Origin of the sequence: Gardnerella sp. DNF00476 (assembly GCF_049262735.1) — a bacterium.
GTDB lineage: Bacteria > Actinomycetota > Actinomycetes > Actinomycetales > Bifidobacteriaceae > Bifidobacterium > Bifidobacterium vaginale.
In genome coordinates this window covers 858710-875369 of record NZ_CP058401.1, presented here as the reverse complement: position 1 = coordinate 875369, position 16660 = coordinate 858710, and the positions used below count along the sequence as shown (strand labels likewise).

Annotated in this window: 12 protein-coding genes; 6 read left to right on the top strand and 6 right to left on the bottom strand. The window is 42.7% G+C overall.

Annotated features, from left to right (window positions below):
* The first annotated feature begins 95 nt into the window (after nt 1–95).
* From pulA to malQ, 3 genes are all read left to right on the top strand, one after another.
* Nucleotides 96–2087: a type I pullulanase gene (gene pulA / locus HXT25_RS03575; RefSeq protein ID WP_422118676.1), complete on the top strand. Its 1992-nt coding sequence runs from the start codon at nt 96–98 to the stop codon at nt 2085–2087.
* Between the two features lie 445 nt (nt 2088–2532).
* A complete protein-coding gene (locus HXT25_RS03570) occupies nt 2533–5346 on the top strand; it encodes a hypothetical protein (protein WP_004113783.1) in 2814 nt (937 codons plus the stop codon).
* A 244-nt stretch (nt 5347–5590) separates the two neighbouring features.
* The gene (gene malQ, locus HXT25_RS03565; RefSeq protein WP_422118675.1) at nt 5591–7843 is read left to right on the top strand and encodes a 4-alpha-glucanotransferase; all 2253 of its coding nucleotides are present in this window, start codon (nt 5591–5593) and stop codon (nt 7841–7843) included.
* Nucleotides 7844–8174: 331 nt separating this feature from the next.
* Here malQ and HXT25_RS03560 read toward each other — a convergent pair whose 3' ends face one another.
* The 3 genes from HXT25_RS03560 to HXT25_RS03550 form a co-directional block, all read right to left on the bottom strand.
* On the bottom strand, nt 8175–8789 hold the full coding sequence (locus tag HXT25_RS03560) for a DUF624 domain-containing protein (RefSeq protein ID WP_020760800.1): 615 nt from the start codon (nt 8787–8789) through the stop codon (nt 8175–8177).
* Nucleotides 8790–8936: 147 nt separating this feature from the next.
* Nucleotides 8937–9770, bottom strand: a complete 834-nt coding sequence (locus HXT25_RS03555; RefSeq protein WP_421791110.1) for a carbohydrate ABC transporter permease — start codon at nt 9768–9770, stop codon at nt 8937–8939.
* On the bottom strand, nt 9767–10621 hold the full coding sequence (locus HXT25_RS03550) for a carbohydrate ABC transporter permease (protein WP_004112931.1): 855 nt from the start codon (nt 10619–10621) through the stop codon (nt 9767–9769). The genes HXT25_RS03555 and HXT25_RS03550 overlap by 4 nt, the downstream gene beginning before the upstream one ends.
* 349 nt (nt 10622–10970) lie before the next feature.
* Between HXT25_RS03550 and HXT25_RS03545 the strand changes: the two genes are divergently transcribed.
* Nucleotides 10971–11990: a LacI family DNA-binding transcriptional regulator gene (locus HXT25_RS03545; protein WP_116437281.1), complete on the top strand. Its 1020-nt coding sequence runs from the start codon at nt 10971–10973 to the stop codon at nt 11988–11990.
* A gap of 251 nt (nt 11991–12241) precedes the next feature.
* Here HXT25_RS03545 and HXT25_RS03540 read toward each other — a convergent pair whose 3' ends face one another.
* Both HXT25_RS03540 and HXT25_RS03535 read right to left on the bottom strand, forming a co-directional pair.
* Nucleotides 12242–13585 carry an ABC transporter substrate-binding protein gene (locus HXT25_RS03540; protein ID WP_014554295.1) on the bottom strand — a complete coding sequence of 448 codons (1344 nt, stop codon included), beginning with the start codon at nt 13583–13585 and terminating at the stop codon, nt 12242–12244.
* 154 nt (nt 13586–13739) lie between these two features.
* Entirely contained in the window at nt 13740–14498 is a 759-nt protein-coding gene (locus HXT25_RS03535) for a histidine phosphatase family protein (protein ID WP_004113771.1), read from the bottom strand.
* A 194-nt stretch (nt 14499–14692) separates the two neighbouring features.
* On the opposite strand from HXT25_RS03535, the gene HXT25_RS03530 reads away from it, so the two are divergent.
* Together HXT25_RS03530 and HXT25_RS03525 are read left to right on the top strand one after the other, a co-directional pair.
* Complete coding sequence (locus HXT25_RS03530) at nt 14693–15277, top strand: hypothetical protein (RefSeq protein WP_004113769.1); 585 nt, start codon at nt 14693–14695, stop codon at nt 15275–15277.
* 73 nt (nt 15278–15350) lie between these two features.
* Nucleotides 15351–16166, top strand: a complete 816-nt coding sequence (locus tag HXT25_RS03525) for a nitroreductase family protein (RefSeq protein WP_004118120.1) — start codon at nt 15351–15353, stop codon at nt 16164–16166.
* A gap of 40 nt (nt 16167–16206) precedes the next feature.
* On the opposite strand, the gene HXT25_RS03520 is transcribed toward HXT25_RS03525, so the two are convergent.
* Nucleotides 16207–16473 (bottom strand): hypothetical protein, encoded by a 267-nt coding sequence (locus HXT25_RS03520; protein WP_103013388.1) that lies wholly within the window; start codon nt 16471–16473, stop codon nt 16207–16209.
* Nucleotides 16474–16660: the final 187 nt, after the last annotated feature.

Sequence of the window (16660 nt, the reverse complement as noted above, 5' to 3'; positions counted from 1 at the left end):
TAAAGTTTGGTGAAATATGGGGGCCGAGCGTTAAAAGCGTTTCGGCCTTCGTATTTTATGCTAAATAATTTAATAAAATACAAAAGGATATATTCATGACGTTCACACCTTCAACACAATGGCCAGTTTATTCGGGGCAGCTCGGATTCTCGCTTAACGAAAAATCGACCACTTTTACGCTTTGGGCGCCAACAGCATCGTGCGTAACACTGCGACTTTTTGAAACAGGAAACAACAGTGAACCTTTCAAAACACGCGATTTGAAGCCATTGCGCGACGGAGCATGGAGAACGTCAATATTGCAAAGGCTAGATGGCGTTTACTACGACTTTCTTGTTACTTTTGCAGATGGAAAAGTGAATCGCACAAGCGACCCATGGGGCATTGCTAGCGGCGTAAATGGCGAGCGCAGCCTTGTTATTGACGAGAACCGCGTTGCTCCTGCAGGCTGGCACAAAGACAAATCGCCAGAATTTGTGCGCCATGCAACTGTTGTGTGGGAGATGCACGTTGAAGACTTTAGCAGCAATAAAAATGGCGGATTTAAGCCAGAACACCGCGGTCAGTATCTTGCTTTTACAGATTCGCATACGACTTTAGATGCGGATATCAACTTCCCTACTGGAATCGACTATCTTAAAAAACTTGGCGTAACTCACGTTCAACTAATGCCAATCTACGATTTTGCGACTGTGGATGAGGTTGCGATTTCGTCTGCTCGCAAAGATGGCAAAAGCGTTGATTCGCTTTACAATTGGGGCTACGACCCTCACGCATACAACGTGCCAGAAGGCACATACTCCAGCAACCCGTACGACGGAACGGCAAGAATCCGCGAATGCAAGGCAATGATTGGCGCTTTGCACAAGAATGGCATGCGCGTAGTGATGGATGTTGTTTATAATCACATGTTTGAAGCAGCGTCGAACGCGTTTGAAAGCGTTGCTCCTGGCTATTTTTGCAGGCGCAAGGATGACGGCGGATTTGCAAACGGATCGGGCTGCGGAAACGAAATGGCTTCCAACCACCCAATGTTTAGACGTTTTATGATTGAGTCTATTTTGCATTGGGCGCGCTGCTACCATGTGGATGGTTTTAGGTTTGACCTTATGGGCTTAGCGGATGCGCAAACTTTGAACATGATTCGTGCCGAACTAGATAAGCTTGATGGCGGCAAAGATATTCTTATGTATGGCGAGCCGTGGGGTGCGGCTGCTGCAGCTGTAGCCGATGATTGCCCTATGGGAGATAAAGCTGGGCGCGGCTTCCTTGATTCTAGAATCGGCTGGTTTAGCGACGAGTCTAGAGACACGCTTAAGGGCAACGTTATGGATCATCGCGACCGCGGCTATGTAAACGGCAATGAGTTCTGGACGGCGGATCCTGTTCGTAACGCGTTTAATGGCTGGCGTGGTATGCCTTGTGCTGGCAAGAGTGTTGGTCAGATTGTGCAGTATGTTTCTGCTCACGACGATTTGACTTTGTGGGATAAGCTGTGTATTTCTATGCGCGATAACGCGTCTAGCTGCGATTTTGACGCAAGCGATCCAAACAGCGTTGCAGACATCTTCAGTGCTAATATTCTCAGTGCTGGATTGATTTTGTGTTCTGCTGGTATGCCGTTTATGCTTGGCGGCGAGGAGTTTGGTCGCACTAAGCATGGTTGTGATAATTCTTATAATCGCGGCGTTCTTATGAACCAGCTTGATTGGTCTAGAGCTGAGCGATTCCAACCGCTTGTAGAATGGTATAGTGCGCTTATAAAACTTCGCGCTAAGAATGCTGAGTTTTATGATGCTCAGCGCACTCACCTTACTGCGTCTGATAATACTGTTCTTGCGGAGCAGATTGGAAGCGACTTGATTGTGTGTGTGAACCCTATGAATGATGCGTCTGCAACAATTGATTTGCCTGCTAAATCTGCAAGCCGGTGGCGCTGCGTGTTGGATTCCACTGAGTATTTTGCTAAGTGGACGGGGCACGACTCTGGCAGCTGCGTTTCTATGCTGTGCGATGATAATGGCTCTCAGCGTGCGGTTCATGTGCCGCCGCGTACATTCGTTGTGTTGAGTCGCAAGTGCGCTTGATTGCTTGAGTTCTTGAGCGCGCTCGGCTCGCAATTTATCCCGATTTTGTTCTCTTATTCCTGTGATTTGGGAACAAAGTCGGGATTATTTTTTGGCTTATGATTGAATATTAATATTTTGGGGAATAACCCAATATTTTCGAATACTGAGTCGGATACTAATATTTCAAGGCGAATCCTTGTAATTTCCTTAATTGTTCCTTATAACTTGCCAAAGTGAGCGAATTATTCCTGTGATTCTGTTAGAATAACTTTTATACTTTATACCCCTATTGTGTATATGCAAAGTGGAGAAATATGCAGAGTAGAGAAGAGTAGAAAGTCTAGAAACAAGACAGAGACGCAATACAGACACGGATTGTATGCCAGCGCTTTGATCTTACAACTTGATAATTAAACAAATACCCCCACACCCAAACCTAAATGATTTGAAGAATGAGGTAAATATGAACGCTAAGATTGCAGCCGCTATCTCTTTGGGCGCAAGCTCTTTGGCTCTTATTGGAAGCATAAGCATTGCAAACGCTGCCAACGCAGCCGACGCGACTACAACAGATACGTCCAATCATCCAGCAGCACAGGTTAAGACCATATCCGACACTGGTTTTGATGCTGTTAGCAATGTTGTGTCTTACGGTCCAGAAGATTTTAAACCACAAACCGTTAACTCGCCTGTTACTGGCGACGCTGGCAAACCTGTGTCCGCACCAAAAGCTGGCGACGACTCGCTAACTGAGGCTCAGCAGAAAGCTAAGTCTCAAGCAGATGAACAGGTTAAAGAACTTACAAAAAAAACATCTGAAGCAAGCACAGCTTCTGGTGAAACAAATAATGACACTAACGCAGTAGAGCAAGAAATAGAAAACGCTAAAGCTCAGGCAGAAGCTGCAAATAAAAAAGTTACTGAAACTATAGAAAATAAGAAAAATGCTGAAGAAGGCATTAAAAAAGCTGAAAAAGATATAGAAGAAGCAAAACAGAAGAAGTCTATTGCCGAAAAAGAGATTGAATCTAAGACTAAAGCCGTAGAAGACGCCAAAAGAATTAATGCAGAGGCTGATGCTGCTAAGCAAAATGCCGAACAAGTAAATAAAATAAATTCAGAGAAAAAAGACAAACAAGATGAAGTCGTTAAAGACGAGGAAGAAGATTTCGATGAGACTTCAAAGGCTCTAGAACAAGAGCAGTCTAAAAAGTCTGAACTTGAATCTGCCTTAAATGAAGCCAAGCAAAACTCTGAATCCACTAAGGCAGAAGCTGAAAAGCTTGAAAAAGAAGCAAAGCAAAAGGAATCAGCTGGAAATGAAGCTGACTCTAAAATTAACAGTCTCAATCCAAAACTTGAACAATTACAAAAAGATTTAAATACAGCAGAAGAAGAAAACAAAAACAATTCTGAAAAAATTAATACTCTAAAGAAGAATTTTGAAGAGAAAAATCGTAATGCTGAGGAAGCAAAGAAGACTGCTGCCCAAAAACAAAAAGAATATGAAAGCAAGCAATCAGAAATAAATAATTATGAGGCAGAGATTCGCAAACTCGAATCTAATGGAAGACTCGGCAGTACTGACAATGCAGAAAAAATAAATAATTTATCCGAAAAGAAAAATCAAGCACAAGATGAAGCAGATGTTCTAAAGAAGGCTGCTGCACAAGAACAGCAACGCGCGGAACAACTTACAGAAGAAGCCAAAAAGATTCAGAAAGAACTTGCTGAAGCTGACAAGTCTGCAAAAATTAGCGAATTATCTTCTGCAATTAAAGAATTAACCTCAGAGAAAAATTCTTTGACAAAAGTTTCTGATGACGCAAAAGATGCTCGAAAAGCTGCTAACGAAAAGAATGCTGAGGCTGAAAAATTAGCTAAAGAAGTTTCAGATAAAGAATCCGAAATAGCTGAGTATAAGAAGACTATAGAAGAGTTAGAAGGTTCTAAGCAAGAAGCAGAAGAATCATTAAACACTGCTAAGTCTAAGTTAGAAGAGCTTACTGATGCTGCTCAAAAATCTGCTAGTAAGTTGCAGGAAGAAATAGGCAAAGCACAAGAAGCAGAGAAAAAAGTTCAGGAAGAAACTGCTAATCTTGAAAACGCTAGAATAAACAAAGATAATGCTGAAGAAAATATTAAAACAGCAGAAGCAGATTCTGAGCGACTATCAAATCAGCTAAAAGAATTTGAAACTAAGTTTGAAGAAGCAAAGAAGGCTGTTAATCTTGCTAAAGATAGACTCAATAAAGCTAAAGCACAAGCACAAGAAGTTATATCTAAAGTAAATAAAACAAACGAAAAAATAGCTGATATAAAGAAACAAGCAGAAGAAATTAAGGAAAAGATTAAAGATACAATCAAAGATCTTCCACCTAGCGTCAAAAACAGCTACACTGCAAAATTTGCTGCATCAAATTCTGCGTTTGGTATAGTTGAGCAAAGCTTAAGCGGTCGAATTCAAAGAATGAACTCTGGCATATCAAAGATTGACTCATCTAATCAGATGCTATCTAAGGCTGAGGAATCTTTGAATCCACAGGTTCAGAAGCCAACTCCTTCTACACCAGCTCCTGCTCCAGCTCCTGCTCCAGCTCCAAGCACTCCACAAGAGACTCCACAAGAGGCTCCACAGGTGCAGCCACAAGCTCCGCTTAATCCACCAGCACCTCCAGCGGCTTCAAATCCACAGGTGCTGGAACCGGCTCCTTCTGCGCCACCAAGCGCAAAACAGCCAGCTCCAGCTCCAAGCGCTCCGCAGACTGTGCCACAGAACAATGCTGCACCAAGTGCGCCACAGGCTTCGGCTCCTTCTGTATCACAGTCTGCGCCACAGGCTGCACCTAAGCACAGTGCTGTTCCAGCGAACCAAACGGAGTCCACGCATACCGCAAAAGCTGCAGAAGAACTCGTAGAAAATGCTACTGCTAAGTCGCCAGCAACCGCAGAGACTCCTGCACGCACGCCTCGTGCTGCAGCATCTGCTGCTCCTACAGCAAGCTCCGCAAACACAACAAAGAGCGAAGAGTCCAAGAACACATCTAACGATTCTGCAAAAGATGAAAATCAGAAGGAATCCGAAGAGTCCAAGAACGAAGACTCAAAGAGCGAAGACAATAGCAGCGATAAGAGCGCTCAGTCATCTGGCGCAAACAACGGTGAGCACGCCGCTGGCAACAGCACAACGCTAATCGCAGCTGTTGCAGGAAGCATCACTGCTGGAATCGCAGCAATCGGCGCAGGATGGCACTTTATGCGAATCCGCCGCAAGTAAGTAGCAGCAAATATGCGCAAATAACAAATAACAAAAACCGCAGTTGGTATTTAACCTTCTGCGGTTTTTGTTAAATGCCACGAAAATCGCCAATATTGCAAACGATATCAATACTTAATATAATGGTTAGCTAGAGCGTGCCTCAATCCAGTGAGGTGTTGAGAAATCGCACTCTTCGACATCGTTTGCAAACCAACATCGATGCGATGAGATTACATGTGCCACTGATTAACAAAGGAGCATCATGAGCACAACAGACAACGCCAAAACAAAGGCTGCCACGCCTGTGCCCGTAGAAGAAAGCACAGAACGACTCAATCGTCCACTAATTCAGTTAGCAAAAGCCTGCGGAGTTGCAACTTTCTACATCGACCAACTAGGCGACTATACGGAAATTACCGATGAAGCTCTTGTTGGCGTGCTAGATGCACTAGGTTGGCAAGCAGATACAGAGGAAAATATTGCAAACTCACTAAAACGAGTGCAAGAAAAGCGAGATAGCGAACTTCTGCCACCAACAGTTGTATGCTTTAATGGCACAAAAACAATAGTGCCTGTGCACACTGGCGGTAGTGCAATCGACCCAAGCAAAATCCACGTAACACTGACTTTAGAAGACGAGACAGAATACGAGGATACGCCTGATAAGCCGCTTAATAACTTTAAGACAAGCAAAGAGGGCGACTTATTGCTGGAACTTCCAGAAGATTTGCCAATGGGTTACCACACTCTGAAAGCAACTGTAGATGACGAATGCGCCTTGCATGCTCAGGTTACACTGATTTCTGCTCCAGCAAGAATCCCTCTTCCGCAAAGCGTTCAGGAACGCCATCGCTGGGGTTACATGACTCAGCTCTACTCCGTGCGATCAAATGAATCTTGGGGAGTTGGCGATTATGGCGACTTGCGTAGGCTGCTTAAAGACGCGGGTAGCATTGGCAAAGCCGACTTCATGCTTATAAACCCAATTCACGCCTGCGCACCAGTGGCGCCTTTAGAGCCTTCGCCTTATTTGCCTGAGTCGCGCAGATTCTTAAACGTAACTTATATTCGCCCACAGGATATTCCAGAATACACGCAATTAAGCGATAGCCAGAGAGAACAAGTGGAAGCTCTGCACGAGTCGGTTGAAGCGCAAAACAACGATCCAAATCCTATGGATATTAACGCTGCTTGGAGCGCAAAGCTACCAGCATTAAAGATGATTTTTGAGCAGCCTAGAAGCGAAGAGCGTGAGCAGGATTTCGCAGACTTTAAGGCGCGTTCTGGAGAAGACTTAGACGCTTTTGCGACTTGGTGCGTAGCCTTCGAGGTTTGGGGCGCTCCTTGGGGAGATAACCTTTGGTTTGATACCACTGGCAAGGGCACTCCTCAGATTGACGCGCTTAAGCGCGAGCACGCTGATTTGTTGGAGTTCCACCGCTGGCTGCAGTGGATTGCAGACGAGCAGGTTGCAGCTGCCCATGCCGAAGCTAAAGCCGCTGGAATGGCGATTGGTCTTATGCAAGACATGGCTGTTGGTGTTCACGGTTATGGCGCAGATGTGTGGTGGAGCCCAGAGCGATTTGCTAACGGCGTTAGCGTTGGTGCACCTCCAGACTTCTACAACCAGCAAGGTCAGGATTGGGGTCAGCCTCCATTTGACCCTAATTATCTAGACGAAACTGGTTACATTGCATACCGAGACATGGTTCACAACGTGTTCTTGCATGCTGGCGCGGTTCGAATTGACCACGTGCTCGGGCTTTTCCGCTTATGGTGGATTCCGCAAGGTCAAGGAGCTAAAAACGGTGCTTACGTGTACTACAACGTGGACGCTATGCTTGCTGTGCTTAGCATTGAGGCAACTCGCGCAGGCGGATTGGTGATTGGCGAAGATTTGGGCACTGTTCCAGCATATGTTTCTAAGGTTCTTGCCTCGCATGGAATTCTTGGAACTGTTGTTGAATGGTTCACTCACAACGACGATGCAGAAAAAGCCGCTAAGAAGGCTGGTAAAAAGCAGATTATATTTGCAAACCCTTCTACATACCGCGAATACGCTTTGGCATCTGTTACAACTCACGACATGCCACCTACAGCTGGATACCTTGCTTTTGAGCATGTTAAGCTTCGCGAGGAGCTTCATTTGCTTACCGATTCTGTAGAAAGCTTCCAGAAGGCTGCTAGCGCCGAGCGAGACGCCATGATGAAGATGCTTTTGGAAGGCGGATGGATTAGCAAGGATGCTGCCGAACATGTAGAAGACCATGTGCAAGAGATTGTGGAGGCTATGCATGCGATTATGCGCACTTCCCCATCTTTGCTTTTGCAAGTGGCGCTTGTTGACGCAGTTGGAGAAAAGCGTTCGCAGAATCAGCCTGGAACCAGTACAGAATATCCAAATTGGCGTATTCCTCTTGCTGATAAAGATGGCAATGTTGTTCATACCGACGAAGTGTTTAAGTCACCTAGAGTGCTTTCTATGGCAGCTGTTATGAACGGCAAAAATAATTAGAATTTAAGCCAAAATAACAATAAAAATAACAAAAAAGAAAGGGTGAAAACCTTTATAAATAAAGCTATTTAGAGTATAATGAAAGGGCATGGTTATCTGTTAAGAGTAACTTGTTTCCCTCCCCGACATGGTGTTAGGATTTGCGCATAGTTGCACATTTAAAGCACCTTGTAATGATGTCCCAAATGAGGCGAACATCCATGATGGTGTTCGCCTCATTAATTATTCTGCAGAATACACGATTACCTAGTTACCCGCGATTACCTAGTTATCCGAATACCCGATTACTTGGTTACATCTAATTCTCGGGTTACTAATGTCAATTCACAAATCACTTACCACTTGTTTTAACGTATTTTGCAAACACGCGTTCAAGCAGCGGAGTGTGGAGCATAATCAAAGACCCCCATCCAAGCAAAATCAACAGCGGTAATCCTTGCAAAAAATACTTTAAAGATAAATAGACAAGCGCAAAAAATACAAAGTCAAGCAAAACCATCATAAAAGTGGTTGCAATGTAAGATACGCTAAAAATCAACGAATTAATCAAAGTTCTACCAACAGAATTTTCAAATCTTGCTTGAAGAGCAAACACCCATTGAGCAACCAAAACCCATAAAATACTGATCGCAAACTTTATTATTAAAAGTGGCGTAAGCTGCAGAAAAATCCAAGACCCTACAATTGCCAGAAGAATCGGAAGCAAAATTATCCAAATAATAGTAGATTTAACAAAATTATTTTTAAAAGATTTAAAATAGATTGAAGTTGTGTGCGCTTCTCCGCGTTCAATCCTTCTAGCAGTTTCATGAGCAGCTGTAATAGAGGCGCCAATCGTTATAATCGGAATACTAGTAATAATCATTAAAATGGTAAGCCATACTGCATCTGCAAACGATTCCATTCCTTGAGCAAACTTTGAATCGGGGCTGCCAAAAGAAATCATTACAACCACTCCCGCATAGTTAAACGCAATCTAAAACAAATCTAAAATAACAATACACTAAAAAATACACTTAAACACAAATGATGGTGGAAGCAAAGTTTTGCAACCACCATCATCATGCAACCGAGGTCCGAAGGAGAAAAGACCTCAGCCTTTTACCGCACCAGCCATAACGCCTTTGATAATATACTTTTGGCAGATGAGGTAGAAGATAATAATTGGAAGAATGGCAAGAACCAAGCAGCCCATCATGGCACCCATTTCAACGGAACCATAACCACCCTTCAAATATTGAACTGCAATCGAAACAGTCTTATACTTGTTCAAATCCAAAGTTAGGTAAGGAAGAAGGAAGTCGTTCCAAATCCACATTGTTTGCAAGATAGAAACGGATATAATTGCAGGTCTCATAATTGGAACAATAATCTGGAAGAATATGCGAGGCACTGAAGCACCATCAATCATTGCGGACTCTTCCAACTCCTGAGGAATACCCTTCACAACGCCCGTGAAAATAAACACAGCCAAACCTGCGCCAAAACCAAGGTAGATAATCCACAATCCCCAAGGGGTGTTCAACCCAAGCTTTGTAGTGATGTTGGAAAGAGTGAACATAACCATCTGGAATGGCACAATCATATTGAACAAGAACAATACGTAAAGCAGTTTTGCAGCCCAATTGTTTACTCGCACAATCCACCATGCGCACATCGAAGTGCACAAAAGAATCAGAACCACAGCGCCAATCGTTACAACAATTGTCCACCAGAAGCTCATCAACAAATTCGTGCGATTAATGCCAAGAATGTAATTATCAAAACCAATAAACGACTTTGGAGTAAGTGAAAATGGTTCGCTAGCAATATACACCTTTGACTTAAAGGAGTTCATAAACACTAACGCAATTGGGAAAATCCACAACAAACTCACTACAGCAAAAAGCGTGGTCCAAAGCACAGGATGCTTAGTCTTCTCGTTCATGCTGCCACCTCCTTAGACGTTGTCAACCTGTTCTGAATCAAAGCAATTACAGCCACAATGATGAAGAATATGACTGCCTTTGCCTGACCAACACCTTCACCATTGATTCTTCCGTAGAACGTGTTGAAAATGTTCAATGCCAACATCTCCGACTTTCTGGAAGGAGCACCATTAGTCAACGCCAAGTTTTGATCGAACAGCTTGAATCCGTTTGTAACAGTCAAGAATGTGCACACTGTAATGGACGGCATCATAAGAGGAATCGTAATCTTAAACAACGTCTGCATTGGTGTTGCGCCATCAACAGCTGCCGCCTCAATAACATCTCCTGGAAGCGCCTGCAAACCAGCAATGTAAATAATCATCATATATCCGATTTGCTGCCAGCATATCAAAAGAACCATGCCCCAGAATCCGTACGTCGCAGAATACGTAATAGCACGACCAAAGTAGCCTAAAATACCATTAAGCACTACTTGCCAAACATAGCCCAAAACAATGCCACCAATAAGATTTGGCATAAAGAACACTGTACGGAATAAGTTTGAACCTTTGAACTTCTTTGTAAGCATATACGCAATTGCAAAAGCAATAACGTTAATAACAACTGTTGTTACAACAGTAAAAGCAGTTGTGAAAATCAACGAATGAATAAAATGAGGATCGCGCAAAGCCTTGCGATAATTGCGAATACCCACAAACTTTCCATCCGTAACAGTATGGAACTTAGTAAAGCTAAGATACACACCCATCACGAACGGCACTAAAAAGCCGATTACAAAAGCAGCAAACGTTGGCAAAGCGAATAACGCCCACCATTTACGTATTGCTTTTCCACTCATATTAATCATGACTCGTCACTTTCTCCTCCTTGAGTACGACGCTTGTACGAGCGTCGACGCCCGAACCAATACTTTTATATTACTACATGCAACAGCAATGTCAAACGTTGTCATTTTTTGCATGTCGTTACGCGATGAAATTAAAATCAAATGTGAAGAAAATCCCTATTTTTGGCGATTTTGCAGCAAAATCTGCTATTATTATTTTTATTGCAAACGTTTGTGTATAAGAGGCGCAATGAACATTGATGTATGCGCTGCTCATATACTATCGTTGAAGATGATTGAATGATATTAATGAAGACATTAATAAAAATATTGATGAAGATATTGATGTTGTGCGAATAAAGGAGTTCACATGCCGGCTAATATTCAAGATGTTGCCAACGAAGCTCACGTATCAGTATCTACTGTTTCACGCTCATTTACACGACCAGACTTAGTTTCCACAATAACTCGCGACAAAGTGTTGGCTATTGCAGAAAAACTAAACTTCTCAATATCTCGTTCTGCAGCCGCTTTAAAATCTGGCAAAACTCTAAGAGTCGCACTACTAATGAGCGACAGCATTCGCCTGTGGTTTAGCGCATCCATAATACAAGGATTGAATCAGGTTCTTCACCCAGCAGGATACGATCTATCAATTTTCCAAATATCAAGCAGCCAAGAGCGCGCAGAATTCTTTGATATGCTACCAACTCGAAGAAATGCAGATGCCGTAATAGTTTGCTCATTTGACGTAAATAAGTCGGAAGTTGCTTCATTAAAGGCAACTGGTGTACCAGTTTTAGGCATAAACTGCTTATATCCTATGGACTGCGATTTTGACGCAACAATTAATATTGACGACAATCAGGGCGCGAGGCTTATGGCTCGCCATCTTATTGGATTAGGTCATAAAAACATAGCTTATATTCGCACAAATCGCGATGTTTCCCTTCATTTCAGCGTTTTACAACGTTATCATTCGTTTATTGACGAATGCAAGATTAACAATATTACGCCTACCGAAATCGTAGCTCCAGAAGGTTTAGACCGCATAAGTTCAATAGTTTCATCGCTTTTAAGCAACAGTAGTATGCCTACCGCAATCGCATGCCAAGAAGACGGAATAGCAATACCTTTAATGTTCCAGCTTTCTAGAAGCGGATACAGCACACCAGGTGATCTTTCAATTATCGGTTTTGACGACAGCTTCTACGCTAGAGAAACAGGACTTACAACTATCAGACAAGACCCTGTAAGCATGGCAGTGGATGCTGCAAAAATGACCTTATCTTTAATTAATGGAGATTATTTAGATGAAAGTCGCAGATACATTACGATTCCAGCACAGCTAATTGTGCGCTCGAGTACATCTCAACTTGACGTAGCTTAGTTTAAGTACCATTTTAAATGCAATCTTAAAATACTATTTAAATATCAGAATAGATTCAAACAAAATTCAGCCTAAATTCAAACAAAAGAGCTTCAAACACCTAAGGCTTGAAGCTCTTTTAGTAGGCTATTAATGCACTGTGCTAATGCAATTACATCAACAGCCCAATCTTAAATTATCGTTTTAAATTATGTCCTTAAATTATGACTTTAATTTGTAATCAAGTTTAAGCCAAATAATCAATATTCAGATTAATCCTGATCTTCGTGAGTCTGAGCAACTTCCTTAGCCCAATTGTCAACGAAGGCGCTCTTAACCTTATCCCACTTGCCAGTGCCCTGAGCATACTCAAGCAAAGCGGAGCCAAGATCGTTCTTCCAGTTGTCAGATGGCATCATAGTGAAGTTCCAGCTTACAGGAGTCTTACCAGACTGAGCATCTTCAACAGCAGCAGCAGTCAAAGGATTCTCAGACTTCATATCAGCAAAGCTCTTGAATGGAGTGGTGAAGCCCATCTTCTTAGACATAGCTTCCTTGCCATAATCAGAGGTAAGAACCCACTTCAAGAAGTCCTTAGTTGCCTTCTTGTTTGCATCCGAAGTCTTATCGTTAATGCACCAGTAGTTCTCGGAGCCAGTAGCCAAGCCCTGCTTTTCTTCGCCCTTAGCACCAATGTAGATTGGGAGCATGCCAAGGTCTTCAGCCTTCATGCCAGCCTTCTGCAGGTCGGTCCAAGCCCAAGTACCATTCTGATAGAACACAGCCTTGCCAAGCGAGAACTCAGAGTTTGCATCCTCACCAGTCTTAGAGCTGAGCTGAGTTGCAGGAGTGGTGGAATCAGTAATGTAAAGATCAAAGATCTTCTTGTATCCGTCAAGGAACGTGCCCTTGATCTTTGCTGGCTGCTTAGTTACCTTGTCTGCCTTGAACTCGTAGTACAGAGGAATGTTTGCAAGGTGAGTCTTAAAGCGCCAATCAGAGCTGGAATCGAAGCCAGCAGAAGTGAATGCGCCATCAACACCAAGTTCACTCTTACGAGCCTGAATGTCGTCAGCAACAGCCTTAAGCTTATCGAAGGAGTTAATCTCTTCAGCAGACTTTACCTTTGCATCCTTAAGCTCAGTGTACTTCTTAAGCAAAGCTTTATTGTAAATCAAGCCGTAAGTTTCCATTGCGTATGGAACACCAACAACCTTATCTCCATCCTTAAGAGCAAGATCCTTGTTCTGAAGCTGCTTGTAAAGCTCCGTATCCTTAAGATCTGCAGTGTAATCCTTCCAAGACGCATATCCAACAGGACCATTCACCTGGAAGAGTGTAGGGGCTTCATCACCCTTGCTGATTTCACTCTTAAGAGACTGCTCATATGTACCAGAAGCAGCGTTCTGGACCTTTACAGGAATACCAGTCTTCTTGGTATATTCCTTAGCGACTTCCTTCCACTGATCAGCAGATTCTGGCTTGAAGTTAAGGAAGTAAACCTTACCCTTGTCGGAAGAATCCGAAGAGCTGGAACCACATGCAGCGAGCGCACCAAATGCCATCGCGGAGCAAGCTACAAGCGCAATTGTTGACTTAATTGTACGATTCATCATCGAACCTTTCTCCTATGCCGTCGACCCTACTATGAGCCGCCGCACCCCTAGGTGCCCTTTTCGACAATTTTTATTATGCCTCAAATGCAAAGATATTGCAAACGATAGCAGTGTTGATATGATGGCGTGTCGAATAATCTGCAACAATCACAAATCAACAATTCCAGCGAACGATTACACGATCTCCCTTATAAGTTCCAAGAGCGCTGTAATGAGCAGTGTCTAGTCGCAGCAACCGCGCTTGAGACGCATCAACGCCTAACCATCTCATAGCTAAAATTCTAAGAACATGCGCGTGTGCAACAATAATCACATCCTTGCCGCTTTTAAGCTTTGGCAAAACAGAGTCGATTATTTTTTGCGTTCTATCAGAAACATCCTGCAGACTTTCCCCATTGCAGCGTACGACTTTCACCGTTTCACCACTAGGAAGAGACTCTTCACAAGAATCCGACATAAACTCTGGAAGAGCCTTAGGACCATCTCGCCAAACATCCCACGATTCTACTCCGCTTAACGCGGAGACATCTTTTCTAGTTCGCCCTTCTGCACACCCATAATCCCATTCAGCTGCGTATTCTAACGGCGTGCAATGCGTAAAACCCGCCAGTTGAGCTGTTTGACGAGCACGAACAAGAGGGCTTACAAACTGGCAATCCGCATCAAAACCCTTAGGAAATGCTTGTCGAATGCGCTCACCAGCATAAACTGCTTGCGAACAACCAATTTGAGTAAGCGGTATATCCGTTCTGCCTGTATGCTGACCTGATTCGCTCCAAACAGTTTGTCCGTGACGCAAAAGAACAAGTCTACCCTCGGGAGCTCCGCCACAAGTTGCTGGAACATCTTGAATCTCGTACGAATCTCCGCTAAATGAACCACCATTAACGTCAACGTCAATACTGTTCAGCATAAATCCACTCCGCCTTAAGCACCGCCAACAAGTCAAAAATCTACGCTTGGTGCCTTAGCGCAAATCTAAACCCATTACTTACAAACTGGCTCCACTGCCATATTCGCTCGCTTTTATAACACTTTTATAACACTTTTATAACACTTTTACATGTCAATTACTAATTGGTATTTCGCTACCATTAACATAAAAATATGACGTTAACCCAAAATGATTCACGATATGATTCACGATATGATTCGCAGCACGATTCACGACAAGACTCTTCTGGTCAATTTTATACCGAATCTTCCAACGCGCATGCAGATTATAGTGCGACTCATAATGCGTCTCGCAGCGCAACCCGCAGCGCTTCAAATCTTACAATTAAGCGTTTAAACAAGGTTAACGATAAAGCTATTGCATTAAGACAAAAAAGACTTAAAAATCCTGACACTTTGTTAGATATGATTGCAAAATCTGCAATCCCGGCAATCGTTACAATGGTCGTAGGTAAAGTCGCAGAAATCGTATGGAAGCATTACGTAAAAAACAATAAAATGCACAAAATCGCGCAAAATAAACAATTTGAGAAATACAGAAAAAATAAAAGTAGCAAAAATAAAGACGTAAATAGAGAAGACTATAAAAAAATCAGTAAAGACAATAAACAAGAAGATTCTTTGCTCATGAACATCGGGCTTGCGGTTTTTAGCGCAATCTTAACAACAGTTGCAGGTAGATACACAAATCGCGCGGTACTATCTGCAATTAAGAAAAGGCAAAGTCGCAGAAAATAACAAGAAAAACAAGTATTTTAAGTAGTCTAAATAGCATAAATATTTTTAAATAGCATAATTTTAAGGAAATAAAATGACAGAGTTGCAACAAAATAACGATCAAAACAACAATAAACAGATTGAAGAAAATAAAACAATTCAAACACTTCTTAATCGCAGATCTATACGCGCTTTTAAAAACGAGCCGATTAGCGAAAATATTGTAAAAACGTTGGAAGCAGCAGCACAGCGTGCAGCTTGTAGTCAGTTTTTAAACGACTGGTCCGCGATTAAAATCACAAGCGTAAGCCTTAAGAAAAAGCTTTCCGAACTTGGAAATCAAACTTATATAGCCACAGCACCACTTTTGTATGTTTTTATTATTGACCAGCACAGAAATGCTGCTATAGCGCGCAAAAATGGCATTGATGCAGACGGGAACGACTTTACGCTTAAAACAGGATACAGGTTCTCACAATCACAAAATGACGCAATTCTTGCACTACACGCTATGGAAACAGCCGCAGAATCGCTTGGACTTGGATGCGTAATTCTTGGTTCAATTTTGAACAATATACCCGATTTAATTGAACTTTTGAAGTTGCCAAAATACACGTATCCAGTACTTGGGCTTGCGATTGGAATGCCAGACCAGTCCCCAGAACTAAAGCCGCGCATGGATTCGAGCATGCAATTCTTTGAAAATGAATACCCTAGCAGCGATGATGTTTTGCTTGAAAAACTTGCAGAATTCGATGAAAGAGTGCATAAATACTACGATTTGCGAAATGCCAGCAAACCAGTAGACGCGTTCAGCGCACAAATCACAAAGCTTGCTGTAGATTCTGGAGCCAAAAACCATAGTTGCGAATCGCAGCTTAATGCGCAAGGATTTACTTTTAAGTATTGATTTATTGATTTTTTAGCGTTAATTATTTAACGTTAATTATTTAACGAAGACGCGGCTTATATCCGCGTTTTCTAGACTTAGGTTTGGTTGTTTCAAATCGCGAGCGCATATCGCAATACTTACGAATTGCAGGATTTGAATGCGTTAAATGCCAACTTCCGCAATAATCGCATTTATAAACCCACAGCTTTGCTCCGCGTTCCGTAAAACTTTTATCCGCTGCAATAAGAGCCTGCCCTTTGTTGGCGTACATTATTTTTTGAGTAGATTCACATCTGCGCGGAGTAAAGAAATACATGTAACCCATAGTATCACCGCAACAAACTGCGTTGATTCGCAACTTTATGTAGTTCGATTGCGCTTTGACTGAGCTTGAAATTGCATAATGCATTTCAAGCTCCTTCAAAGCGTGATTTGGCTCAAACATAAAGTCCGGTGGACTTTATGTGCCAAATCAGCCGAGCGGCTACTAATAGCCGCGAGGAATAGCGCGC

What these genes read in the sequence shown, in the direction of transcription:
- pulA (WP_422118676.1), top strand. Translation starts at nt 96, where the DNA reads ATGACGTTCACACCTTCAACACAATGGCCAGTTTATTCGGGGCAGCTC.
- HXT25_RS03570 (WP_004113783.1), top strand. Translation starts at nt 2,533, where the DNA reads ATGAACGCTAAGATTGCAGCCGCTATCTCTTTGGGCGCAAGCTCTTTG.
- malQ (WP_422118675.1), top strand. Translation starts at nt 5,591, where the DNA reads ATGAGCACAACAGACAACGCCAAAACAAAGGCTGCCACGCCTGTGCCC.
- HXT25_RS03560 (WP_020760800.1), bottom strand. Translation starts at nt 8,789, where the DNA reads ATGATTTCTTTTGGCAGCCCCGATTCAAAGTTTGCTCAAGGAATGGAA.
- HXT25_RS03555 (WP_421791110.1), bottom strand. Translation starts at nt 9,770, where the DNA reads ATGAACGAGAAGACTAAGCATCCTGTGCTTTGGACCACGCTTTTTGCT.
- HXT25_RS03550 (WP_004112931.1), bottom strand. Translation starts at nt 10,621, where the DNA reads ATGATTAATATGAGTGGAAAAGCAATACGTAAATGGTGGGCGTTATTC.
- HXT25_RS03545 (WP_116437281.1), top strand. Translation starts at nt 10,971, where the DNA reads ATGCCGGCTAATATTCAAGATGTTGCCAACGAAGCTCACGTATCAGTA.
- HXT25_RS03540 (WP_014554295.1), bottom strand. Translation starts at nt 13,585, where the DNA reads ATGATGAATCGTACAATTAAGTCAACAATTGCGCTTGTAGCTTGCTCC.
- HXT25_RS03535 (WP_004113771.1), bottom strand. Translation starts at nt 14,498, where the DNA reads ATGCTGAACAGTATTGACGTTGACGTTAATGGTGGTTCATTTAGCGGA.
- HXT25_RS03530 (WP_004113769.1), top strand. Translation starts at nt 14,693, where the DNA reads ATGACGTTAACCCAAAATGATTCACGATATGATTCACGATATGATTCG.
- HXT25_RS03525 (WP_004118120.1), top strand. Translation starts at nt 15,351, where the DNA reads ATGACAGAGTTGCAACAAAATAACGATCAAAACAACAATAAACAGATT.
- HXT25_RS03520 (WP_103013388.1), bottom strand. Translation starts at nt 16,473, where the DNA reads ATGGGTTACATGTATTTCTTTACTCCGCGCAGATGTGAATCTACTCAA.